General features: G+C 71.7%; 19 protein-coding genes. 10 read left to right on the forward strand and 9 right to left on the reverse strand.

Annotated elements, in window-relative coordinates; genetic code table 11:
- The first annotated feature begins 143 nt into the window (after nucleotides 1-143).
- From ACIBTU_RS16175 to ybaK, 4 genes are all read left to right on the forward strand, one after another.
- Entirely contained in the window at nucleotides 144-1,724 is a 1,581-nt protein-coding gene (locus ACIBTU_RS16175) for an oxidoreductase (protein WP_399126770.1), read from the forward strand.
- Nucleotides 1,725-1,904: 180 nt separating this feature from the next.
- Complete coding sequence (locus tag ACIBTU_RS16180) at nucleotides 1,905-2,918, forward strand: hypothetical protein (RefSeq protein WP_399126772.1); 1,014 nt, start codon at nucleotides 1,905-1,907, stop codon at nucleotides 2,916-2,918.
- Between the two features lie 5 nt (nucleotides 2,919-2,923).
- Nucleotides 2,924-3,700, forward strand: coding sequence for an LON peptidase substrate-binding domain-containing protein (locus tag ACIBTU_RS16185; RefSeq protein WP_399126773.1), 777 nt, complete (start codon nucleotides 2,924-2,926; stop codon nucleotides 3,698-3,700).
- Between the two features lie 19 nt (nucleotides 3,701-3,719).
- Nucleotides 3,720-4,226, forward strand: coding sequence for a Cys-tRNA(Pro) deacylase (ybaK, locus tag ACIBTU_RS16190; RefSeq protein WP_399126774.1), 507 nt, complete (start codon nucleotides 3,720-3,722; stop codon nucleotides 4,224-4,226).
- A gap of 10 nt (nucleotides 4,227-4,236) precedes the next feature.
- Here ybaK and ACIBTU_RS16195 read toward each other — a convergent pair whose 3' ends face one another.
- From ACIBTU_RS16195 to ACIBTU_RS16210, 4 genes are all read right to left on the reverse strand, one after another.
- Complete coding sequence (locus tag ACIBTU_RS16195; protein WP_399126775.1) at nucleotides 4,237-4,914, reverse strand: DUF2567 domain-containing protein; 678 nt, start codon at nucleotides 4,912-4,914, stop codon at nucleotides 4,237-4,239.
- Between the two features lie 273 nt (nucleotides 4,915-5,187).
- Nucleotides 5,188-6,015, reverse strand: coding sequence for an ABC transporter permease (locus ACIBTU_RS16200; RefSeq protein WP_399126776.1), 828 nt, complete (start codon nucleotides 6,013-6,015; stop codon nucleotides 5,188-5,190).
- On the reverse strand, nucleotides 6,012-6,992 hold the full coding sequence (locus ACIBTU_RS16205) for an ABC transporter ATP-binding protein (protein ID WP_399127015.1): 981 nt from the start codon (nucleotides 6,990-6,992) through the stop codon (nucleotides 6,012-6,014). Before ACIBTU_RS16205 ends, ACIBTU_RS16200 begins: the two co-directional genes overlap by 4 nt.
- Nucleotides 6,993-7,239: 247 nt before the next feature.
- Nucleotides 7,240-8,493: an NYN domain-containing protein gene (locus tag ACIBTU_RS16210; protein ID WP_399126777.1), complete on the reverse strand. Its 1,254-nt coding sequence runs from the start codon at nucleotides 8,491-8,493 to the stop codon at nucleotides 7,240-7,242.
- A gap of 234 nt (nucleotides 8,494-8,727) precedes the next feature.
- Between ACIBTU_RS16210 and ACIBTU_RS16215 the strand changes: the two genes are divergently transcribed.
- Nucleotides 8,728-8,901 carry a hypothetical protein gene (locus tag ACIBTU_RS16215; RefSeq protein ID WP_399126778.1) on the forward strand — a complete coding sequence of 58 codons (174 nt, stop codon included), beginning with the start codon at nucleotides 8,728-8,730 and terminating at the stop codon, nucleotides 8,899-8,901.
- A 75-nt stretch (nucleotides 8,902-8,976) separates the two neighbouring features.
- On the opposite strand, the gene dnaE is transcribed toward ACIBTU_RS16215, so the two are convergent.
- Complete coding sequence (gene dnaE, locus ACIBTU_RS16220; RefSeq protein ID WP_399126779.1) at nucleotides 8,977-12,516, reverse strand: DNA polymerase III subunit alpha; 3,540 nt, start codon at nucleotides 12,514-12,516, stop codon at nucleotides 8,977-8,979.
- 202 nt (nucleotides 12,517-12,718) lie between these two features.
- On the opposite strand from dnaE, the gene ACIBTU_RS16225 reads away from it, so the two are divergent.
- The 5 genes from ACIBTU_RS16225 to ACIBTU_RS16245 all read left to right on the forward strand — a co-directional run bounded on the left by ACIBTU_RS16225 (nucleotide 12,719) and on the right by ACIBTU_RS16245 (nucleotide 18,815).
- Nucleotides 12,719-14,050, forward strand: coding sequence for a DUF2252 domain-containing protein (locus ACIBTU_RS16225; RefSeq protein ID WP_399126780.1), 1,332 nt, complete (start codon nucleotides 12,719-12,721; stop codon nucleotides 14,048-14,050).
- 84 nt (nucleotides 14,051-14,134) lie between these two features.
- Nucleotides 14,135-14,827, forward strand: coding sequence for a hypothetical protein (locus ACIBTU_RS16230; protein ID WP_399126781.1), 693 nt, complete (start codon nucleotides 14,135-14,137; stop codon nucleotides 14,825-14,827).
- A 54-nt stretch (nucleotides 14,828-14,881) separates the two neighbouring features.
- Entirely contained in the window at nucleotides 14,882-15,700 is an 819-nt protein-coding gene (locus ACIBTU_RS16235; RefSeq protein ID WP_399126782.1) for a thioredoxin domain-containing protein, read from the forward strand.
- A 90-nt stretch (nucleotides 15,701-15,790) separates the two neighbouring features.
- Nucleotides 15,791-17,467: an alkaline phosphatase D family protein gene (locus tag ACIBTU_RS16240; protein ID WP_399126783.1), complete on the forward strand. Its 1,677-nt coding sequence runs from the start codon at nucleotides 15,791-15,793 to the stop codon at nucleotides 17,465-17,467.
- 331 nt (nucleotides 17,468-17,798) lie between these two features.
- The gene (locus ACIBTU_RS16245; RefSeq protein WP_399126785.1) at nucleotides 17,799-18,815 is read left to right on the forward strand and encodes a zinc metalloprotease; all 1,017 of its coding nucleotides are present in this window, start codon (nucleotides 17,799-17,801) and stop codon (nucleotides 18,813-18,815) included.
- A gap of 7 nt (nucleotides 18,816-18,822) precedes the next feature.
- Here ACIBTU_RS16245 and ACIBTU_RS16250 read toward each other — a convergent pair whose 3' ends face one another.
- The 4 genes from ACIBTU_RS16250 to ACIBTU_RS16265 form a co-directional block, all read right to left on the reverse strand.
- Nucleotides 18,823-19,392, reverse strand: coding sequence for a dienelactone hydrolase family protein (locus ACIBTU_RS16250; protein ID WP_399126786.1), 570 nt, complete (start codon nucleotides 19,390-19,392; stop codon nucleotides 18,823-18,825).
- A gap of 54 nt (nucleotides 19,393-19,446) precedes the next feature.
- Nucleotides 19,447-21,033 carry a Na+/H+ antiporter gene (locus ACIBTU_RS16255; RefSeq protein WP_399126788.1) on the reverse strand — a complete coding sequence of 529 codons (1,587 nt, stop codon included), beginning with the start codon at nucleotides 21,031-21,033 and terminating at the stop codon, nucleotides 19,447-19,449.
- Between the two features lie 85 nt (nucleotides 21,034-21,118).
- Nucleotides 21,119-21,586, reverse strand: a complete 468-nt coding sequence (locus ACIBTU_RS16260) for a GNAT family N-acetyltransferase (RefSeq protein ID WP_399126789.1) — start codon at nucleotides 21,584-21,586, stop codon at nucleotides 21,119-21,121.
- A complete protein-coding gene (locus ACIBTU_RS16265) occupies nucleotides 21,583-22,524 on the reverse strand; it encodes an RluA family pseudouridine synthase (RefSeq protein ID WP_399126790.1) in 942 nt (313 codons plus the stop codon). The genes ACIBTU_RS16260 and ACIBTU_RS16265 overlap by 4 nt, the downstream gene beginning before the upstream one ends.
- Nucleotides 22,525-22,578: the final 54 nt, after the last annotated feature.

The raw sequence follows: 22,578 nt of genomic DNA on the forward strand, positions 1-22,578 counted from the left end.
GTCCCTGATACACGTCCGGATCCGGCCGTTGTCGGGTTTCCGGAGGTTGCCGTTCACCACTAGCGTTCAGACGCTCACGCAGCGGGCATCAGCCGCGTGGGACGACGGGGAAGCAGTGGGATGTACGGGGAGGCAGAACAGTCGTGGTCGACGACGTGACGACCGGCAACGGGGACGTGCCGGACGGACTGACCGCCACCGAGGTCGGCATGTGGCAGGCGTTCCGCAACGGGAGCGTGTACGACCTGCGGACCGGGGACCTGGCCGTGGACGATCCGCACGGCGGGCACGCCTGGGGACCGGAGCGCAGCGTGCGGGCGCGGATCGTGGCCTGGCTGCTGCTGTCCGGGCCGCCCGCGCTCGACGGCCGGGTGTCCTCGCTGAAGCTCCAGGGGGTGCAGATCACCGATGTGCTCGATCTGTCGGGCGGCACGATCGTCCCGTACGTCGAGCTGAAGCAGTGCCGCTTCGAGAAGGAGGTGCGGGTCCCGGAGGCACGGTTCACGACCGTGCGGCTCGTGGACTGCTCGGTGCCGCGGCTCGAGGGCGCCCGGGTGCACACCGAGGGCGACCTGCACCTGCCGCGCTGCCGGTTCCACAACGGGGTGCGGCTCTCGGACGCGCACATCGGCACGGACCTGCTGCTGAACCAGGCGGTGGTGTTCCGCGACCGGCACGGCAAGTCGATCAACGCGGACGGGATGACGGTCGGCCAGGACCTCCAGGCGGAGATGCTGGAGACGCACGGCGAGCTGAGCCTGCGCGGCGCCGTCGTCGGGGTGTCGCTCTCGCTGCGCGGCAGCCGGCTGAGCAACACCCACGGGCGGCGCGCCCTGAACGCCCCGCAGCTGACCGTCGAGCGCACCCTGTACCTGACCCCGGCCGGCGTCGGCAATCCGATCCAGACCAGCGGCTCGACCCCGGCCCGCGGCACGCGCGTGCAGCGCTTCGAGTGCGTGGGCGGGGTGCGGCTCGACGACGGTCGGTTCGGCGACGCGATCGACCTGGACTCGGCGCGCTTCACGCTGGAGAGCGACCAGGAGGTCTCGCTGCGCCGCGTGCAGACCCCCGAGCTGCGTTTTCGCGGGGAGCGGCCGCAGCGCGGGACAGTCGTGCTGTCCGGCGCCAAGGTCGTCAACCTGATCGACAAGGCGACCAGCTGGCCCGGCCCCGGCCAGCTGCGCGTGGGCGGCTTCGTCTACGAGAACCTGATCCCGTCCGGCACCTTCCCGCTCTCCCGCCGCCTGGACTGGCTGGCGGCCGCGACCGCGGAGTACAACCCGGAGCCGTACGAGCGGCTCGCCATGGTGCTGCGCAACAGCGGCGAGGACGCGGACGCCCGCGAGGTGCTGCTCGCCAAGCAGCGCCGCCGCCGCGAGACGCTGCCGGCCGCGGCGAAGGTGTGGGGCTACATCCAGGACTGGACGGTGGCGTACGGGTACCGGCCCGGGCGCGCCGCGGTGTGGATGGCGGTGCTCTGGGCGATCAGCGCGGTCGCTTTCAGCCATGCCGCGCACCCGCCGATCAAGGAGGGCGAGGCGCCGAACTGGAGCGCGCCGCTGTTCGCCCTCGACCTGCTGCTGCCGGTGATCGATCTCGGCCAGACCGGATACTGGCAGCTGCGGGGCGGCTGGCAGTGGGTGGCGGCGGTGCTCGTGCTGCTCGGCTGGATCCTGGCGACGACGGTCGCGGCGGGAGCGACGAGACTGTTGCGGCGCAGTTGAGTTCCGCGAAGCTGAACGCGTCGTAGGCGAGTGAACGCGTCGTAGGTCAGTGCGGGTCTTCCCCCGCAGCGGGGAATCGGCGCCGGCCGAGGCAACCTTCGGGTCGCCCAGGCCGTCCTCCCTGCGCAACCAATGAACCACCGGTCATCCGCCGGGTCACACACAAGGAGGACGCAGGGCATGTCCGTCCTTCGTGCCTTCGTCCGCACGGCGCGCATGATCCGTCACCTGGGCCCGCTCGGCGCGGGCCTGCCGCCGGACGACGAGCTGCTCCTCGACGCCCCGGACGAGCGGCTCGCCCCGGCCCTGGTCGCGGCGGGGCGCGGCGAGTACGACCCGGCCGCCAAGCTGCTGGCCCACACCCGGGAGGCGGCCGAGTGGGAGAACCGGGACCGGTACGTGCTGCGGTTCGCCACGTTCGCCGCCGCCCGCACCGAGTGGTTCGACGCCTGGCAGTGCGCGGCCCCGCACGACCCGGACCTGCTCCTGGTCAAGTCCGAGCTGGCCGTGGCCCGCGCCTTCGCCTCCCCCGCCCGCGCCGAGCTGCTGCGCGACGTGGCCCCGCTGATCGCGGCCGCCGCCGAGGCGGAGCCTGGCGATCCGGTGCCCTGGCGGATCGCCCTCGACCAGGCGCGCGGGGCGGGCGCCCCGCGCGGCGCGTTCGAGGAGCTGTGGGAGCAGGCGGTGCGCCGCTCCCCGCACCACTACGGCTGTCATGTCTCCGCGCTCCAGTACCTGTCGGCCGCCTGGTACGGCTCGCACGCCGAGTGCTTCTCCTTCGCCGAGCGCGCCGCGCGGGACGCGCTGCCCGGTTCGCTCCTCAAGGCGCTTCCGGTGCGGGCCGCGCTCGCCTGTCTGACCTCGGCGCGGGCCCCGCAGGACATCCCGCGGGCCCGGCTCGACGCGGCCGCCGACCTGGCCGTCGAGCTGTCACGCACCTACGAGGCGGCCGATCCGTGGCCCGCCGAGGTGCGCAATCTGCTGACCTGCGTCCTCGTCGAGCTGGAGCGCTGGCCGGACGCGCTCGAGCAGCTGCGGCTCATCGGCCCGTACGCCACGTCGTTCCCCTGGGACCGGCTCGTGGAGGACCCGCTGGAGCACTTCGTGGAGCTGCGGGCGACGGTGCGGCTCGAAGTCGCCGCGGTCTTGCCGCTGCTCGGCGGTCCCGGCGCGCCCGGCGCCCATTACGCTTGAGCGTCGTGACCACCGTCCGGCTTCCGCTCTTCCCGCTCAACTCGGTGCTGTTCCCGGGACTCGTACTCCCGCTGAACGTGTTCGAGGAGCGTTATCGCGCCATGATGCGCGACCTGCTGAAGGCAGCCCCCGAGATCCCCGACACCGACCCGGCCGTCTCCGACGAGCCGCGGCAGTTCGTGGTCGTCGCGATCCGCGACGGGCACGAGGTCGCCCCGAGCGCCGCCGGCATGCCGGACGACGTGACGACGAAGGAGGCGGGCGCGGGCCCGGCCGCCGGGTTCGGCGACGATCCGATCAAGGCTTTCCACTCCGTGGGCTGCATCGCCGACGCGGCGACGATCCGCGAGCGGCCCGACGGCGGCTTCGAGGTCCTCGCCACCGGCACGCGCCGGGTGAAGCTGCACTCCGTGGATGCCTCGGGCCCGTATCTGACGGCCGAGGTGGAGGAGCTGCCCGAGGAGGACGGCGACGAGGCGGGCGCCCTCGCGGAGGGCGTGCTGCGCGCGTTCCGCTCCTACCAGAAGCGGCTCGCCGGGGCCCGTGAGCGCTCCATGACCTCGGGCGCGGAACTGCCGGACGAGCCGTCGGTGGTGTCGTACCTGGTGGCGGCGGCCGCGGTGCTCGACGTACCGACCAAGCAGCGGCTGCTCCAGGCCCCGGACGCGGCGTCCCGGCTGCGCGACGAGCTGCGGCTGCTGCGCGCGGAGGCCGCGATCATCCGGCACCTCCCGTCCCTCCCGGCGACGGAACTGACCCGCCAGGCCACCAGCCAGAACTGACGCAGGAAGAAGCAGCACGTTGGCGAAGAAGGCCAAGAAGCAGCAGGCGCAGTCCGGGGGCACCCCCGCGACGGTCGCACTGACCACCGCGGGCACCGTCTTCACGGTCCACGCGTACGAGCACGACCCGTCCCACCCCTCGTACGGCGAGGAGGCCGCGGAGGCGATGGGCGTCTCCCCCGACCGTGTCTTCAAGACGCTGGTCGCGGACGTGGACGGCAGGCTGACGGTCGCCGTGGTGCCGGTGGCGGGCCAGCTCGACCTGAAGGCCCTCGCGGCGGCGGTGGGCGGCAAGCGGGCGGCGATGGCCGACCCGGCGCTCGCCGAGCGCACGACGGGCTATGTGCGGGGCGGGATCTCGCCCCTGGGCCAGCGCAAGAAGCTGCCCACGGTGATCGACGCGTCGGCCGGGTCCCACGCGACGATCTGCGTCTCGGCGGGCCGTCGGGGCCTGGAGGTCGAGCTCTCCCCGACGGACCTCGCGGCGCTGACGGGGGCGGTCCTGGCCCCGGTGGGCCGCGTCTGATCCCCCGGGCTCAGTGGGCCGGGGGCTGCTCCTGCGGCTGCGGCGTGTACGAGGTGTAGTAGCCGGCGTACGGGTCCGGGTCGCGCGGGCCGAAGAGGCCGGTCAGGGCCAGGTGGACGATCATCGCCGACAGCGGCCAGGCCAGCAGCGCGCCCTTCGCGTTCAGTTCCAGCGGGGCGTCGAAGACCACGCCCTTGCCGAGCTCCTTGGCGTGTGCGGCGACGTCCTGCGTGGGGCCGAGCCAGACGCCGAACCGCCAGGCCAGCACGCCGCCGAGCAGCGCGCCCACGGCGAGGCCGATGACCAGCGGGACGCCACCGCGCCGGCGCCACAGGAACACGGCGGCCGCGGTCACGACACCCAGTCCGAGCGCGAGCAGCGCGAACGTGCCGTCGGCGCCGATGGCCTGCTCCCCCTCGGTGTCCTTCAGGTACACCGCGGAACTGTCCGAGACGAGCGGCACGCGCGGCGCCAGCCACAGCCACAGCGCGCCGAGCACCAGCCCGAACAGCGCCACCCCGACCGTCACCACGGCCGCCTCGCGCAGCTCGGTGCGCAGCCCGGGTCCGTCCTCGCGCGGCGGCACGGGCGGGAGATGCCCGGTCATCGGGTCCGGGGCCTGCCAGGGGTCCTGGCGCCCGTCGTCGTGCGGGGGCTGATGCGGCGGCGGTGTCAGCGGTGCGGTCACCCTGACATCGTGCCAGGCCTTCCTGACACCCGCGTCACCGGACGCCACCCCCAACGATCTCCCCGGGGCAGAGCCTCGGTGCCAGGGGCACGGGACTGCATCCGATCAGCGACTCCATCGCAGGGCGCGACCAGCGGACCCCTGGGGGCGCACGAAGTGTGCCCCTCAGGGGCGCGGGGAACTGCGCGACCAGCCACGACGAACCCGCACCCGGCAACGACCCGGGAACCCGCAACGGCGCGCCCCCGAAGACCCCGCCAAGCCCAGCGCAGCTCAGCGCACTGCGGCCCGGCGATAGGCCCACGTCGCCACCCCCAGCGAGGCGACACCCACCACCGCGCAGACCCCGAGGTCGAGCAGAACAACCCCCCAGTCGGGCCGCGCGGCGAACGACCGTGCGAACGCCTCGACCCCGTACGTGGACGGCAACAGATCCCGCGCGTACTGGACGAACACCGGCATCCGCTCGGCCGGCAACACCCCGAGCAGCAGCGCGGCGGACATCCCGAGCTGCCCGAGCAGCGTCGCGAGCTCAGGCCGCGGCGCGAGCAGCCCGAGCGCGGCGCCGAGCCCGGCGAGCGCGGCCCCGGCCAGCGGGATCACGGCGCCCAGCACCCACAGGTGGGTGAGCGGCAGGTCGAACATGAGGCAGCCGCTGACCGCCGTCACCAGCGTCCCCGGCACCGTGAACGAGGCGTACGCCCCCGCGGCCCCGAGCACGACGGAGGCGGGCGGCACCGGCAGGGTCGCGTAGTGGTCGAGCCCGCCGGCCGCGCGGAGCTGCCCGAAGTACTGGGCGAGCAGGTTGAGCGCGACGAACGCGACGACCAGCACTGCGGACCCGGCGACGACCGCCCGCGCCTCCCCGCTGCCCTGATCGACGACCCCGCGCATCAGGATCATGATCCCGATGGACTGGAAGGTCGCCACGAACAGCAGCGGGATCCGGGCCACCCGGGCGCGGCTGAGCTGCGCCTTGTAGACGGCGGCCAGCGAGGGCAGGAAGCGGGCCCGGGGCGCGAGCGCCGCCGCACCGGAACCGGCCGCCGGCGCGGGCTGCGCCACGGCCCCCCGTACCGCCGCTGCGGGGACGACACTCATGCCTTCACCAGGCCCTTCACGCTGCTGCGGCTCCCGCCGAGCGCCAGATACACGTCTTCCAGGCTCGGCGTCGCGAGCGTGAAGTCGTCGAGGTAGTCGAAGGCCGGTCCGCCGGTGACGGCCGCGACGGCGGTGCGGGCGGCGTCCGGGTCGAGCCGCAGCGACCAGCGCCGCCCGGACTCGACGGCCCGCTCGCGCAGCCGGGCCACCTCGGGCAGCTGCGTGGGGGCCTTCTCCCGCCACACGAGCTCGACCCGCACCTCACCGGCGACGCGCTCCTTGAGCCCGGCCGGGGAGTCGCAGGCGATGACCCGGCCCTGGTCGAGCACGGCGACCCGGTCGAGGACGGTCTCGGCCTCGATGACGTTGTGGGTGACGAGCAGGACGGTCGTGCCGCGCTCGGCGCGCCGCCGGTCCACGGCGCCCCACACGGCGCGCCGGGCGACGGGGTCCATGCCGGTGGTCGGCTCGTCGAGCACCAGCAGGGGCCGCTCGCCGACCAGCGCGGCGGCGAAGCAGGCGAGCCGCCGCTGGCCGCCGGACAGCTTCTTCAGGGGGCGCCCGGCGAGCGGGGCGAGGCCGAGTTCGTCGAGGACGTCGTCGCGCTCGGCCCGCGCCTCCTTGAGGCTGAGCCCGCGCAGCCGGCCGGTGGTCTCGGCGGCGAGGGACACGGTGAGTTCGTCAAGGGCGGTCGACTCCTGGCCGAGGTAGGCGAGGATGCGCGCGGCCCGCTCGGGGTGGCGCACGATGTCGTGCCCGAGGAGGGTGACGCTGCCGGCGTCGGGCCGCATCAGCCCGGTGAGCTGGCGCACGAGGGTGGACTTGCCGGCCCCGTTCGGCCCGAGCAGTCCGAAGATCTCGCCGCGCCGGATGTCGAGCCGCACATCGTCCGTGGCCCGCACCTCGGGCGTGCCCGGGGCGCCGCGCCGCCCGCGCACGGCGGGATACGTCTTCCGCAGCCCCCGCACGGCACACACCACGGCGTCCCCGTCCGGATTCGGGTCAGCCACCTTGGTGCACGTATTCACGAGCAACGAGGGTACGGGGTCCCGACCCCACCCTCATGCCCGGGTCGGACAAAACGCGCCCCTGGGGCGCACGGAGTGCGCTTTCAGGGGCGCGGGGCCGTATCCGATCAGCGACTCCGTCGCGGAGCGCGACCAGCCACGACGAAACCCGCACCCGGCAACGAACCGCCGACCGGCAACGGCGGCCCCCCGCACCTCACTCCCCGGCGGAGCCCACCGCCCCGACCTGCTGCCCGGCGGAGCCGGTCCGCACATCGACCTCCCGCCAGAACCCGGCCCGGATCGCGTACCGGTCGTGCTCGTCGATCTGATCGTCCTTGTGCGCGAGGAGCCCGAACCGCGCGGCGTACCGCAGCAGCTCCCCGTCGATCCGATGCGGCACCCGGGGATACTGCGTGGCCAGCTTCTGGAGCGCCGCCGGATCCCCGAGCCGCCCCATCCAGCGCCGCGCGAACACCTGCCCCACCTCGTACGGGTCCCCGCCCACCGTCGTGATGTCCTCCTCACGGTCCGCCCAGCGCTGCTCGGCGGTGGTGAGCTGCGCCAGCGTCGGCAGCGAGGCGGCCTCCGGGGGCTCGCCGCCGCCGGAGGGCCGCTCGACCCAGCCCTTGTCGGAGGACCAGCGCAGCGTCGCGTTCGCGGGCTGCGGAGCGGGCTGCGCGGCGCCGGGCCCCCGCAGCGCGGCCAGGTCCTTCGGGGTCGGCACGCCCTTCGGGTGCCCGGCCCGCTCCTCCGCCTCGCCCTCGGCCCGCGCGGCCGGCGCGTGCGGCGCGGACGGCGCGGACGGGGCCTCGTCGGAGGGGCGCCCGGCGGAGGGCAGCGCGGATTCGGGCAGCGGCGCGGAGAGGATCGCGGCGATCTCGGGGCGCGGGACGGGCGGCGGCGCGCAGACCCCGCCGAGTTCCTTGGCGCGGACGGCCTTGGTGATCCAGGTCCGGTCGAGGACGCGCCGCTCGTCGGCCTCGGCGACGAGGTCCTCGGACTGGTTGTAGTCGCCGTCGGCGGCCTGGACGGCCCAGAGGTGGACGGCGACGCCGTGCTCCTTGGCGGCCATCATGCCGGGCAGCAGATCCCCGTCGCCGGTCACGAGGACGACGTCGGAGCAGGCGCGGTTGCGGGCGAGCTCGGTGAGCTCGGCGTGCATGGCGGCGTCGACGCCCTTCTGCGCCCAGCGCCCGTCGCTGCGGGTCAGGGCGCCCAGGCGGACCGTCACGCGGGGCATGACGCGGAGCCGGCGGTGCTCGGGCTGCGGCACCCGGTCGGGGGCGCCGTCGAACCAGTAGATGCGCAGGAGCGGCCGCTCGGTCTCCGTCTCGGCGCGCTCGCGCAGCCCCTGGATGAGTGCGGCGTGGTCGACGTGGATGCGGGAGCGTGAGGGCTCGCCGGCGAGGAGGCTCGCGGCTGCTCCCAGCAGGTATCCGGCATCCACCAGGACGATGCAACGGTCCACGCGATCCACCCTCTTTCGCCGACACGCCCGCGCGTTCGCTTGGGGTTTCCTTCGAGTCTGCCCGACCGCGCCGGGGTTAACGGCCCGAACTCGATCTTCGGCGTGGCGGACCCGCGCGGTCCGCGGCCGCACCCCCTGTCACACACCGTGAATCCCTGAAATGCGACCTTTGTCGACTTATGTGAGTCTGAACGCGGCCCTGGCCCCTAGATCCCCCGCAGGAGGCAGATCACCATGGCCAAGAACCGTAAGCAGAACCGAAGTCAGCAGAAGCAGTCCCAGGCGTCGTCGCCGCAGGAGCAGTCCCGGTCGCAGGCCATGGAGGCCGAGGCGAAGTCGGCTCAGCAGCAGGCGTCGCCGATGGACATGGCCCGTAAGCACCGGGAGCGTCGCTTCGGCCACAACTGATCCCGCCGCACGCGGCACGCGCGAGGGGCGCACCCGGAGGACCCGGGCGCGCCCCTCGCGGCGTGGTGCGGCGGCTCAGCCGGCCAGGCAGGACGGGCCGAGCAGCACCTTCAGGTCGCCGTAGAGCGCGGGGTCGGGCTTGACCCGGTGCCGGTCGAGCCGGAGCACGGTGGTCTTGCGGGGGCCCTGGAGCTTGATGCGGACCTCGCTGTCGCCCCGGTGGTTGGCGAGGATCTCGCCGAGGCGGCTGACCATCGGCGGGGTCACCTTGAGGGCGGGGATGGTGAGGATCACCGGCGCATTGGTGCCCGCGTTCGACAGGTCGGGGACCTGCATCTCCATGGCGACCAGGCGCGGCACGTCCTCGCGCTTGTCGAGGCGGCCCTTGACGAAGACGACGGCGTCCTCGACGAGCTGGGTGGACACCAGCTGGTACGTCGCCGGGAAGAACATGCACTCGATGGAACCGGCGAGGTCCTCGACGGTGGCGATCGCCCAGGCGTTGCCCTGCTTGGTCATCTTGCGCTGGAGGCCCGAGATGATGCCGCCGACGGTGACGACGGAACCGTCCGAGTAGTCGCCGCCGGTGAGCTGGCCGATGCCCGCGTCCGCCTTGTCGGACAGCACGTGCTCCAGGCCGAACAGCGGGTGGTCGGACACGTAGAGGCCGAGCATCTCGCGCTCCTGGGCGAGCAGGTACGTCTTGTCCCACTCGTCGGTGGAGAACTCGACGTCGAGGCCGAAGCCCGGCTCGTCGCTGTCCTCCTCCCCCATGCCGCCGAAGAGGTCGAACTGGCCCTCGGCCTCCTTGCGCTTGACCGCGACCACGTTGTCGATCATCGGCTCGTACTGGGCGGTGAGGCCCTTGCGCGTGTGCCCGAGCGCGTCGAAGGCGCCGGCCTTGATCAGTGATTCCGTGGTCCGCTTGTTGCAGGCCGCGGCCTCGATCTTGTCCAGGTAGTCGGGGAACGAGCTGAACTTCCCCTTCGCTTTGCGGGCCCGGACGATCGACTCCACCACGTTCGTGCCGACGTTGCGCACGGCCTCCAGGCCGAAGAGGATCACGTCGTCGCCCTGGGCGGCGAAGTTGTGCACCGACTCGTTGACGTCCGGCGGGAGGACCTTGATCTTCATGCGCCGGCACTCGTTCAGGTAGACGGCGGACTTGTCCTTGTCGTCCTTCACGGAGGTGAGCAGCGCGGCCATGTACTCGGCCGGGTAGTTCGCCTTCAGGTAGGCGGTCCAGTAGGTGACCAGGCCGTACGCGGAGGAGTGCGCCTTGTTGAACGCGTATCCGGCGAAGGGGACCAGGACGTCCCACAGGGCCTGGATCGCCGCGTCCGAGTAGCCGTTCTTCTTCGCGCCCTCCTGGAAGAGGACGAAGTTCTTCGCCAGCTCCTCGGGCTTCTTCTTGCCCATCACGCGGCGCAGGATGTCGGCCTCGCCGAGCGAGTACCCGGCGATGATCTGGGCGGCCTTCTGCACCTGCTCCTGGTACACGATGAGGCCGTAGGTCAGGCCGAGCGTCTCCTTCAGGGGCTCTTCGAGCTCCGGGTGGATCGGCGTGATCTCCTGCCGGCCGTTCTTTCGCTCCGCGTAGTTCGTGTGCGAGTTCATGCCCATCGGGCCCGGCCGGTACAGGGCCGAGACGGCGGAAATGTCCTCGAAGTTGTCGGGCTGCATCTGGCGCAGCAGGGAGCGCATGGGGCCGCCGTCGAACTGGAAGACGCCGAGCGTGTCACCGCGGCAGAGCAGTTCGAAGGTCTTCGGGTCGTCGAGCGGGAGCGAGAGCATCTCCAGGTCGATGCCCTTGTTGGACTTCACCATCTTGACGGCGTCGTCCATGATCGTCAGGTTGCGCAGGCCGAGGAAGTCCATCTTCAGCAGGCCGAGCGACTCGCACTGCGGGTAGTCCCACTGCGTGATGGTCACGCCGTCGGTGTGCCGCACCCAGATCGGGGCGTGGTCGACGATCGGCTCGCTGGACATGATGACGCCGGCGGCGTGCACGCCCATCTGCCGGACCAGGCCCTCGACGCCCTTGGCGGTGTCGATGACCTTCTTGACGTCCGGCTCGTTCTCGTACATCCCCCGGATCTCGCCCGCCTCGCTGTAGCGCGGGTGCTTGGGGTCGGTGATGCCGGAGAGGTCGATGCCCTTGCCGAGGACGTCGGCGGGCATCGCCTTGGTGAGGCGGTCGCCCATCGCGTACGGGTAGCCGAGCACGCGCGCGGAGTCCTTGATCGCGTTCTTGGCCTTGATCTTGCCGTAGGTGCCGATCATGGCGACCTTGTCGGCGCCGTACTTCTCGGTCACGTACCTGATCACCTCGACGCGCCTGCGCTCGTCGAAGTCGATGTCGACATCGGGCATGGAGACGCGCTCGGGGTTGAGGAACCGCTCGAAGATCAGTCCGTGCGTGATCGGGTCGAGGTCGGTGATGCCCATGGCGTACGCGACGATCGAGCCGGCCGCGGAGCCTCGGCCGGGGCCCACCGCGATGCCGTTGTTCTTCGCCCACATGATGAAGTCGGCGACGACCAGGAAGTACCCCGGGAACCCCATCTGGATGATGATGTCCATCTCGTACTCGGCCTGCTTCTGGCGGTCCTCGGGGACGCCGCCCGGGTAGCGGCGCTCCATGCCGACCCGGACCTCCTCCTGGAACCAGGTGACCTCGGTGTACCCGTCCGGGATCTCGAACTTCGGCATGAGGTCGCGCTTCTCGAACATGCCGGAGGTGTCGATCTGCTCGGCCACAAGGAGCGTGTTGCGGCAGCCCTCCTGCCAGGCGTCCGAGGAGTCGACGGCGTACATCTCGTCGGTCGACTTCAGGTAGTAGCCCGTGCCGTCGAAGCGGAAGCGGTCGGGGTCCGAGAGGTTCTTGCCGGTCTGGATGCACAGCAGGGCGTCGTGGGCGGTCGCCTCGTGCGCGTACGTGTAGTGCGAGTCGTTCGTCACCAGGGGCGGGATGCCGAGCTTCTTGCCGATGTCGAGCAGGCCGTCGCGGACCCGGCGCTCGATCTCGATGCCGTGGTCCATCAGCTCCAGGAAGTACCGGTCCTTGCCGAAGATGTCCTGGTACTCGGAGGCCGCCTTCAGGGCCTCGTCGTACTGGCCGAGGCGCAGCCGGGTCTGGAGCTCACCGGAGGGGCAGCCGGTGGAGGCGATCAGGCCCTCGCTCCACTGGGAGATCGTCTCCTTGTCCATGCGGGGCCACTTCTGCAGCCAGCCCTCGGCGTACGCGTCCGAGGACAGCTTGAAGAGGTTGTGCAGCCCCGTGCTGTTCGCCGCCCAGATCGTCTTGTGGGTGTAACCACCGGAACCCGAGACGTCGTCGCGCTTCTGGTGCGGCTGGCCCCACTGGATCTTCCGCTTGTTGCGCCGGGACTCCGGGGCCACGTAGGCCTCGATGCCGATGATCGGCGTGACGCCCGCCTTCTGCGCCGTGTGGAAGAAGTCGTACGCCCCGTGGAGGTTGCCGTGGTCGGACATCGCGATGTGCGTCATGCCCATCTCGTTGCACGCCTGGAACATGTCCTTCAGCCGCGCGGCACCGTCCAGCAGCGAGTACTGGGTGTGGACGTGCAGGTGCGTGAAGGGCGGCTTTGACACGGTTCGGGCCTCCAATGGCGAACACACGGCGACCGGCTGAAGACAGCGCGGAGATACCTCGGGGGACAGCTTGGAAGTCTACGACCGGCGACTGACAACCGACGGGCACTCGGGGGTACGGTCGGACGTTGGACGAGGCAGAGCACCTTGTTCTGCGTGTCGCACGAGCCCACGCACCACCCGTACCAGGAGGCACCCCGCGATGCCGGACCCGCAGCCCACCGCCGAGCAGCGCGGCGAGCAGATCCTCGCCGTCTTCGACACCGCGTTCGGCGAGCTGCTCGCCGCGGACCCCGCCGCGTTCCGGGTGAAGTTCCGCAAGATGGCCGCCTCGGCCTTCGCCTTCTACCGCGGGACGGCGTGCCTCTTCTACCACGACGTGGAGCGCGAGCAGCACGGCGGACCGTACCTGGACGACCGCACCAGCCGGGTCTGGATCCACGGCGACCTGCACGCGGAGAACTTCGGCACGTACATGGACGCCACGGGCCGCCTGATCTTCAATGTGAACGACTTCGACGAGGCCTACGTGGGCCCGTTCACCTGGGACCTGAAGCGGCTCGCGGCCTCCGTGGCACTGATCGGCTACTCGAAGGCGCTCTCCGACGAGCGGATCACCGACCTGGTGCGCACGTACGCGGAGGCCTACCGCGAGCGGATCCACGCGCTGGCGACGGGCGCGAAGAGCGACGAGGTGCCCCCGTTCACGCTGGACACGGCGGAGGGCCCGCTCCTGGACGCGCTGCGGGACGCCCGCGCGCTGACCCGCTTCGGGCTGCTCGACTCCATGACGGCGATCAGCGACTTCGAGCGGCGCTTCGCGGACGGCGGGGGCGCGATCGAGCTGGACGCGGCGACGCGCTACAAGGTGCTCGCGGCCTTCGACGGCTACCTGGAGACGCTGCCGGAGTCGTCCCTGTCCCGCCCGGACTCCTACCGGGTCAAGGACGTGGTCGGGCGCCGCGGCATCGGCATCGGCTCCGCCGGCCTGCCGTCGTACAACATCCTTCTGGAGGGCAACAGCGACGCCCTGGAGAACGATGTGGTGATCTACATGAAGCAGGCCCAGACGCCGGCCGTCTCGCGGCACATCACGGACCCCTCGATCCGCGACTACTTCCAGCACGAGGGCCACCGCACGGTGATCTCGCAGCGTGCCCTGCAGGCGCACGCGGACCCGTGGCTGGGCTGGACCGAGCTGGACGGCTCGGGGCAGCTGGTCGCCGAGGTGTCGCCGTACGCGGTGGACCTGGACTGGGGCGACATCGACGACCTGGAGGAGATCACGGCGGTCGTCGCGGACCTCGGCCGGGCGACGGCGACGATGCACGCGGCGGCGGACGACCTGTCGGGCCAGTCCCTCGTGCCGTTCTCCACGGAGCGGGCCATCGACGCGGCGATCGCGGCGGACGAGGACGGCTTCGCGGACCTCCTGGTGGACTTCGCGCACAGCTACGGCGCCCGCGCGCGTGCCGACCACCAGATCTTCGTGGACCTGTTCCGCAACGGGCGGATCCCGGGCCTCGCGGGCTGACCCGGGCCGTCCAGGCGGCGATTCCATAACGCACAGGAACCCTTTAGCCATCGCTTACCGCCACCCGTGAAACACTCCTCGGCGATGGACGACATATCCGGGACCCAGCTCAGAGCCGTGCGCGCGGCCCTCTTCACGGCACTCGTCGTGACGCTCTCCGCCGCGTCGCACGTCCTGCTGTCCCGGGCCCCGCTGCCGCTCACGACGGTCGCGGCGATCGCCGGCGGCGTCTTCGCGCTGGCGTACGCGCTGGCCGGACGTGAGCGCGGCTTCGGCCGGATCGCGGCCCTGCTCGTGCCGCTGGAGCTGGCCGCGGACACGGTCTTCACCACCGGCCAGCACGTCTGTTACGGCGACGCGGCGGGACCGGTCGCCGGTCCGCTGCGCTCGTTCGGCCTCGACGTGCTGTGCGCCGGCAGCGTCGGTTCGCCGCTCGCCCGGATGACCGGCGGCGGCACCGAGAAGGCCGCGGCCGCGGTCCTCGCGCACGGCGACCCGGCGGCCTCCTGGCTGCTGCTCGGCGCGCACGTCACCGTCGGTCTCCTCGCGGCCGCCTGGCTGCGCCGGGGCGAGCACGCGCTGGCCCAGCTCCTTCGCGCGGTGGCCGTCGGCACGTTCCGGCCGCTGCTGCTCGCCTGGGCCGCGGGCCGCACCGATGTCTCCGCCGCCGAGCGGGCGCCGCGGCAGCCCCGGCCCGCCCCGCGCGTGCGGGCCGCTCGCACCCGCCTGTGGGCGCACTCCGTGGGACGGCGCGGACCGCCGTGCCCGGTCTTCTGACCGGCACACGACAGTCCCCGTACTTCCCTTTCACGCACCCACGGAGTTTCGATCATGAGCAAGCGCAACACCCAGCAGGCCAAGAACGCGGCGCGCGAGCGGCTGCGCGTCGAGCGCGAGCGCCAGGCCAAGAAGGACAAGACGAAGCGCCAGGCGATCGTCGCCGCGTCCATCGTCGCCGTCCTGGCCGTCGCCGGCGGTGTCGGTTACCTGGTGATGCAGAACAACAAGCCCACCCAGTGGGAGGCCGCCAAGGACGCCTCCCTGGTGGCGCCGAAGAACACCTCGGGCAAGAACAACACGACGGTGATCCTCGGCAAGGAGTCGGCGAAGAAGACGCTGAAGCTCTACGAGGACTCGCGCTGCCCGGTGTGCGCCTCCTTCGAGCAGACGGTCGGCCCGACCGTGAAGAAGGACCTCGAGGCCGGCAAGTACAACATCCAGTACGTCGGTGCGACCTTCCTCGACACCAACCTCCAGGGCGAGGGCTCCAAGAACGCGCTGAGCGCGCTCGGTTCGGCTCTCAACGTGAGCCAGGACGCCTTCATCGACTACAAGGAAGCGCTCTACTCGAAGAAGTTCCACCCGGAGGAGACGGACGACAAGTTCGCGGACGACGCGTTCCTGATCAAGATCGCGAACACCGTTCCGGAGCTGAAGGACAACAAGACCTTCCAGAAGGACGTCAAGGACGGCACCTTCGACAAGTGGGCGCTCGAGATGTCCACCCTGTTCGACAAGAACAAGGACGGCGTCCAGGGCACCCCGTCGCTCATCATGGACGGCAAGAAGATCACCGGCTCCGACGGCGAGAACGCTCCGATGACGGTCGCCGAGTTCAACGCGGCGATCGACAAGGCGCTCAAGGCCTGACCCTCACGGCCTGACAGCTCGGCGAAGAGCGGGCGAACTCTTTCGGGTTCGCCCGCTCTTTGTGCGTACTGATGAGTAATGTGATCGCCCGTGACCAGTCGCATACCTTCAGACCGCAGACCTGCGGACCGCACCGCCGCGGACCGCACCCCGAGCCGCCGCACGGTCGTCAAGGCCGCGGCCGCCGGCGCCGTGCTCGCCGCCCCGCTCGCCGGCGCGGCGAGCGCCCACGCCGCCGAGGCGCCGGCCTTCCTGCACGGCGTCGCCTCCGGCGACCCGCTGCCCGACGGCATCCTGCTGTGGACCCGCGTGACGCCGAGCGCCGAGGCGACGCCCGGCTCGGGCAAGGGCCCCGACGTGCAGGTGGGTTGGGAGATCGCCGAGGACCAGGCGTTCCGCACCGTGGTGGGCCGGGGGACGGCCACCGCGAGCGCGGCCGGCGACCACACGGTGAAGGCCGACGTGCGGGGCCTGCGCCCGGCGAGCACGTACCACTACCGCTTCACGGTGGACGGCGTCCACTCCCCCGTCGGCCGCACCCGCACCGCCCCGGCCGCCGACGCCGCAGCCCCGGGCCTGCGCTTCGGCGTCGTCTCCTGCGCCAACTGGGAGGCCGGCTACTACTCGGCGTACCGGCACCTCGCCGCCCGCACCGACCTGGACGCGGTCTTCCATCTCGGCGACTACATCTACGAGTACAAGACCGGCGAGTACCCGGCGGCGAAGTACACGGTGCGGCAGCACCAGCCGGCGCACGAGATCGTCTCGCTGGCCGACTACCGGATCCGGCACGCGACGACCAAGACCGACCTGGACGTGCAGGCGATGCACACCGCGCACCCGCTGGTCGCGATCTGGGACGACCACGAGTTCGCCAACGACGCCTGGTCGGGCGGGGCGGAGAACCACACGCCGGGCACCGAGGGCGACTGGGCGGCCCGTCAGCAGGCCGCGAAGCAGGCCTACTTCGAGTGGATGCCGGTCCGCGCCTCGACCGCGGGCACGGTCTACCGGCGGCTCCAGTTCGGCAAGCTGGCCGATCTGCACCTGCTCGACCTGCGTTCGTTCCGCTCCCAGCAGTCGAGCGTGGGCAACGGGGACGTGGACTCCGCGGACCGCTCGATCGCCGGGCGGGCCCAGCTGGACTGGCTGAAGGCCGGCCTCGCCGCCTCGGACGCCCGCTGGAAGCTGGTCGGCACCTCGGTGATGATCTCGCCGGTCGCCTTCGGCTCGCTCCCGGCCCATCTGCTGGGCCCGCTCGCCGAGTTGCTGGGCCTGCCCAGCGAGGGCCTGGCCGTCAACGTCGACCAGTGGGACGGCTACACGCACGACCGCAAGGAACTGATCACGCACCTGCGCGAGCGGGGCATCCGCGACACGGTCTTCCTGACCGGCGACATCCACATGGCCTGGGCCAACGATGTGCCGGTCACCGCGGGCACGTACCCGCTGTCGCCCTCCGCGGCCACCGAGTTCGTCGTCACGTCGGTCACCTCCGACAACCTCGACGACACCCTGCACGTGGCGCCGAACACGCTGTCCGTCGTCGCCGAGACCGCGATCAAGGCGGCCAACCGCCATGTGAAGTGGGTGGACATGGACTCCCACGGCTACGGCGTCCTGGACCTCACGGCCGAGCGGACCCAGATGGACTACTACGTGATCTCGGACCGGGCCGACCGGAACGCGACGACCGCGTGGACCCGCTCGTACCGCACGCTCAGCGGCACGCAGAAGGTCGTCCGGGCGGACGCGCCCGTACGGTGACGGCCACCTGCCGGATACCTGTGCGCTGAATTCCGGCCACCGGCGCGCGCGTTAACAGCGGATGTCGCCGTTCACGGTGGGTGGTGCGGACGTGATCGGGCGTCGGCCCGAATACGGACACACCGCCCACCTCGGTGGCCCTGATCGTTACGGCGGTGTCTCAAACTCCGGACACCCGCCGAATTTCTTCTCCCTGTTGTCCTGGTTTGCCGGGCACATGTCCGCGATCAATGCGGCCAGTTACCCGCTCTTCCTGGCGTGACATGGCCACGTAATCTCCCCGCGGCGGCGAGGAAGTCCCTCCCGCCCGTGTCCGCGAGGAGCCCCCGCAATGACCCCTCACGCCCCATCGGCCCGCATATCCCCGCGCCTTCGCCGCCGCCTGCTCGGCACCGCGGTGATGGCCGGAACCCTGGCCCTGGTCCCGCTCTCCGCCCCCTCGGGCAGCGCCGCCGCCAAGACCACCCAGGCGGGCGCCTCCGCCGGGAAGTGCGCGACGGACACGAACGCGCTCGCCCGTGAGAAGGCGCCGGACGGGGCCTCGCACGCCGCCGAACCCAACGAACTGAGCGCGGCGCAGGCCAAGTCCATGGACGCGGCGCTGCAGAAGAGACTCGACAAGATGCGCGCCGACGGCTCGCTCGGGCGCGGTCTGAGCCTGACCGCCGCGACGACGATCCCGGTCTACGTCCACGTCGTCCACGACGGCGCGACCGGCAAGCTGTCCTCGACGTCGATCGCCAACCAGATCAGCGTCCTGAACGCCGCCTACGCCGGACAGGGTTCGGGCAACAACGACTCGGGCTTCCAGTTCCAGCTGGCCGGCACCGACTACACGGACAACGCCTCCTGGTACAACGGCGTCTCGCCCGGCTCGGCCGCCGAGAAGTCCATGAAGTCGACGCTGCGCAAGGGCGGCGCGAACGCGCTGAACTTCTACACGGCGAACCTGGGCGGCGGCCTGCTCGGCTGGGCGACGTTCCCGTCCTCGTACAAGTCGAACCCGTCCGACGACGGCGTGGTCATCCTCGACAGCTCGCTGCCGGGCGGCTCGGCCACCAACTACAACGAGGGCGACACCGGCACCCACGAGGTCGGCCACTGGATGGGGCTGTACCACACCTTCCAGGGCGGCTGTAACGGCAACGGCGACTACGTGGCCGACACCCCGGCCGAGAAGAGCCCGGCCTACGAGTGCCCGACCGGGCGCGACTCCTGCGCCAGCAAGACCGGGGTCGACCCGATCCACAACTTCATGGACTACACGTACGACTCCTGCATGACCCAGTTCACCGCGGGCCAGGTGACCCGCATGAAGGACAGCTGGACCGCCTACCGCGCGGGCTAGCCGACTCCTAGAGGGAGTCCAGGAAGCCGAGCGCCACCCGCCAGGTGGCCTCGGCGGCCTCCTCGTCGTAGTCCGGCAGCTCGGGGTCGGTGAAGAGGTGGCCGGCGCCCGCGTAGCGGTAGATCTCGACGTCGGCGCCCGCCTTGCCCATCTGCAGGTACCAGGTGTTCAGCCAGTCGTCGGTCTCGAAGGCGTCGGGCGAGGCGACGTGCAGCTGGACCGGCAGCTCGTCCACGGACGCGGTCTCCGCGATGTCCGAGGTGCCGTGCAGGAGCAGCAGCCCCTTCGCCTTGTCGTCGCCGAGGGCCAGCGTCTGGGCCGTGGCGGCGCCGAGCGAGAAGCCCGCGTAGACCAGGCCGCGCTCGGAGTAGGGCGCGGCCGCCAGGACGGCCCGCCGGAGCAGCTCGTCCTTGCCGACCTCTTCCTTGTACTCCATGCCCTCCTCGAACGAGTCGAAGGTGCGGCCGTCGAAGAGGTCCGGGGTCCACACCTCGTGTCCGGCGGCCCGCAGCCGGTCGGCCGCGGCCGTCACGGCGGGGCGCAGACCGTACGTCGAGTGGAAAAGCATGATGTTCATGAGCCCCATGGTGCCAGGCCCCGCGAGGCCGTGAGCACCGCGGCGTGACCAGCGCTAGCGCAGGCTGCGGACGTCGAGGTGGCGCAGGACGCGGTCGACGATCTCGGGGTCGGCGCCGGGTTCGCTGCGGGCGGCGAGGATCTCGTGGCGCGCGGCCGACATCATCTCGTTCTGGATGTGCCGGATCCGCTTGAGCCTGGCGAACCGTTTGGCCTGGGCCTCGCGGCGCTCCTCGGCCCCCAGCTCCGGGTTGATCCGCAGCCCGATGTCATAGGCGCGGCGCAGCAGCTGCTCCTGCACGTCCTCGGGAAGGTCCTCGACCTCCTCGATCTCCTTGAGCCGCGCCTTGGCGGCCCGCGCGGCGCGCAGGGCGAGATCACGCTCGTAGGACTGCTCGGCCTCGGTGTCGGCCGTCACCTTCAGCTTCCGCACCAGCCAGGGCAGGCTCAGGCCCTGGAGCACGAGCGTGGCCATGATGACCCCGAAGGCGATGAAGACGATCTCGTCGCGGGCCGGGAAGGGGGAGCCGTCGTCCATGGTGAGCGGGATGGCGAGGGCGAGGGCGACGGAGGCCACGCCACGCATCCCGGACCACCACATGACGACGGTCTCGCGCCAGCTGACCGGGATGTCCTCCTCCACGTCGCGCCGCGCGTGCAGCCGCTGGGTCACCCACGTCATGGGCAGCAGCCACAGCAGCCGTACGACGATGACGACGCCCACGACGGCGCCCGACCAGCCGAGCATCTCGGTCCAGTGGCCCTCGGCCGTGCGCACCACGTTGTGCACCTCCAGGCCGATGAGCCCGAAGGCGACGCCGGTGACGAGGGTGTCGACGACGTCCCAGAAGGCGCGGCCGGTGAGCCGGGTCATGACGTCGTCGGCGTCGAAGGCGTGCTCCACCATGAACATGGCGGTGGTGACGACGGCGAGCACGCCCGAGCCGTGCAGCTCCTCGGCCAGCACGTACGAGGCGTACGGCACGAGCAGGGTCAGGCCGACCTGGAGCGTGGCGTCGCCGAGGTAGTCCATGAGCTTGTTGGCGGTCCAGGCGAGGCCGAAGCCGACGGCGATGGCGACGACGGCGGACAGCACGAGGGTGAGCGCGGCCTCGGGGAACGAGAAGGTGCCGCTCACGGCGGCGGCGATCGCGACGTGGTAGAGCACGATCGCGGTCACATCGTTGAACAGGCCCTCGCCCTCCAGGATCGACACCATGCGGCGGGGCAGCCCCAGTTGGCCGGCGACGGCGGTCGCGGCGACCGGGTCGGGCGGCGCCACCAGCGCGCCGAGCGCGACGGCGGCGGCGAGGGGCAGACCGGGCACGACCGCGTTCGCGACGAAGGCGACGGCGGCCGTCGTGACGAAGACCAGGGCGACGGCCAGCAGGAAGATGGGTCTTCTGTTGGCCGCGAACTGGCGCCAGGAGGTGCGGTGCACGGCCGCGTACAGGAGCGGCGGCAGCACGATCGGCAGGATCAGGTCGGGCGAGATGTCGACATTGGGCACGGCGCTGATCAGGGCGAGCACGATGCCGAGCAGGGTCATCAGGACCGGCGAGGGCAGTCCGAGCCGGTCCCCGAGCGGAACGCTCAGGACGGCCCCGAGCAACAGCGCGAACAGCAGGGCCAATTGATCCACGGGGGCTCCGACCAGGCTCGACGATCAAGGATGTCAGGCCTCAAGGGTGCCACGCGTATCCGGCCGAACCGGACACAAGGGGGCGTCAGTCGAGCGGCTTGCGCATCGCCCGGTGCGGGATCCCCGCGTCGGGGAACTCCGGCCCGTACACCTCGTAGCCGAGCCGCTCGTAGAAGCCCAGGGCGTGGGTCTGCGCGTGCAGGTCCACCGCCGCGAGGCCCCGCTCGCGGGCCGCGTCCTCGATGGCCCGCACCAGCGCCGCGCCCACGCCGAGCCCGCGCGCGGCCTTGGTCACGGCGAGCCGGCCGAGGGCGCCGACATCCGCCGCGCCCCCGTTCTTCACCGCGGCGGCCTCGCCGGTCAGCAGCCGGCCCGTACCCAGCGGCACTCCGTCCGCCCGCACCGCGAGCACATGCACCGCGTCCGCGTCGTACGAGTCGTACTCCAGGTCCTCGGGCACGCCCTGCTCGCCGACGAACACGTCGCGGCGCACGGCGAAGCAGGACTCCCGGTCCGCCTCGGACAGCGCGACGCGGACGCCGAAGCCGCTCACGAGCTCTCTGCCCGGACCCGGTCGAGCGCGGTCTGCAGGTCCTCGGGGTAGGCGCTCTCGAACTCGACCCAGCGGCCGTCCGAGGGGTGCTCGAAGCCGAGCCGCACCGCGTGCAGCCACTGGCGCGTGACGCCGAGCCGCTTGGCGAGCGTGGGGTCGGCGCCGTAGGTCAGGTCGCCGACGCAGGGGTGCCGGTGCGCGGACATGTGCACCCGGATCTGGTGGGTGCGGCCGGTCTCCAGCTTGATGTCGAGCAGCGACGCGGAGCGGAACGCCTCGATCAGGTCGTAGTGCGTCACCGACGGCTTGCCCTCGGCGATGACCGCCCACTTGTAGTCGTGGTTCGGGTGGCGGCCGATGGGGGCGTCGATGGTGCCGCTCATCGGGTCGGGGTGGCCCTGCACGAGCGCGTGGTAGCGCTTGTCCGGAACGCGCTCCTTGAACTGGCGCTTGAGCGAGGTGTACGCCCGCTCGGACTTGGCGACGACCATCAGGCCCGAGGTGCCGACGTCGAGGCGGTGCACGATGCCCTGGCGCTCGGCGGCGCCGGAGGTGGAGATCCGGTACCCGGCGGCGGCGAGACCGCCGATCACGGTCGTGCCGGTCCAGCCCGGGCTCGGGTGGGCGGCGACGCCCACCGGCTTCGCGATCACCACGATGTCGTCGTCGTCGTAGACGATCTCCATGCCCTCGACGGGCTCGGCGACGATCTGCACCGGCGCGGCCGCCTGCGGCATCTCGACCTCGAGCCAGGCCCCGCCGTGCACCCGCTCGGACTTGCCCACGACCGAACCGTCGACCGTGACCTTCCCGGCGGCGGCGAGCTCGGCGGCCTTGGTGCGGGAGAAGCCGAACATGCGGGAGATGGCGGCGTCGACGCGCTCGCCCTCCAGGCCGTCGGGCACGGGCAGGGTTCGGATCTCGGGAATCGTGCTCACGCATCGAGTATGCCGGAGCGCGCCGACACTCCCGACCGCGAGGCCCCGGCCCGG

The sequence above is a fragment of the Streptomyces sp. NPDC050145 genome (genome assembly GCF_044460245.1).
Lineage (GTDB): Bacteria > Actinomycetota > Actinomycetes > Streptomycetales > Streptomycetaceae > Streptomyces.

Bases quoted from the DNA above. Each gene is read 5' to 3' on its own strand.
- ACIBTU_RS16215 (WP_399126778.1), top strand. From the start codon at position 8,728: ATGGCCAAGAACCGTAAGCAGAACCGAAGTCAGCAGAAGCAGTCCCAG.
- ACIBTU_RS16200 (WP_399126776.1), bottom strand. From the start codon at position 6,015: ATGAGTGTCGTCCCCGCAGCGGCGGTACGGGGGGCCGTGGCGCAGCCC.
- ACIBTU_RS16180 (WP_399126772.1), top strand. From the start codon at position 1,905: ATGTCCGTCCTTCGTGCCTTCGTCCGCACGGCGCGCATGATCCGTCAC.
- ACIBTU_RS16250 (WP_399126786.1), bottom strand. From the start codon at position 19,392: ATGAACATCATGCTTTTCCACTCGACGTACGGTCTGCGCCCCGCCGTG.
- ACIBTU_RS16235 (WP_399126782.1), top strand. From the start codon at position 14,882: ATGAGCAAGCGCAACACCCAGCAGGCCAAGAACGCGGCGCGCGAGCGG.
- ACIBTU_RS16230 (WP_399126781.1), top strand. From the start codon at position 14,135: ATGGACGACATATCCGGGACCCAGCTCAGAGCCGTGCGCGCGGCCCTC.
- ACIBTU_RS16245 (WP_399126785.1), top strand. From the start codon at position 17,799: ATGACCCCTCACGCCCCATCGGCCCGCATATCCCCGCGCCTTCGCCGC.
- ACIBTU_RS16225 (WP_399126780.1), top strand. From the start codon at position 12,719: ATGCCGGACCCGCAGCCCACCGCCGAGCAGCGCGGCGAGCAGATCCTC.